The organism is Desulfopila inferna (assembly GCF_016919005.1).
Classification (GTDB): domain Bacteria; phylum Desulfobacterota; class Desulfobulbia; order Desulfobulbales; family Desulfocapsaceae; genus Desulfopila_A; species Desulfopila_A inferna.
The window spans coordinates 1-416 of the sequence record NZ_JAFFQE010000054.1; the positions used below are offsets into that span (position 1 = coordinate 1).

The following is a 416-nucleotide window of genomic DNA, read 5'->3' on the forward strand; positions in this document are numbered from 1 at the left end:
TTCTTATCCGGTGGAAACCGCGATGGCAGGTTTACCAAAGCTGGACTACACCCGCTCGATCTCACGCTATGGGTTGTCGCAAGTTACCGTGGTGTTTGAAGAGGGCACCGATATTTACTGGGCTAGACAGCAAATCAGTGAGCGATTGCAAAAGGTAAGGGGAGAAGTACCCGACGGTATCGAGCCGACGATGGGGCCAATAGCCTCCGGCCTTGGTGAAATTGTTAATTATGTAGTACGCGCGAAAGAGGGGGCTACCAATGCCGATGGCGAGGCGTATACGCCCGAGCAGTTGCGTACCATCCAGGATTGGATCATTAAGCCGCAACTGGTCAAGGTGCCCGGTGTTACCGAGATTAATAGTGTGGGGGGTTATGAAAAGCAATACCAGGTGGCTCCCATCCCCGGTCGTATGC

The 416-nt window shown here is 53.4% G+C and carries 1 protein-coding gene; it reads left to right on the forward strand.

Annotated features, from left to right (window positions below):
* The coding region (locus JWG88_RS21415; RefSeq protein ID WP_205235853.1) for an efflux RND transporter permease subunit at positions 1–416 on the forward strand (416 nt) is incomplete at both ends.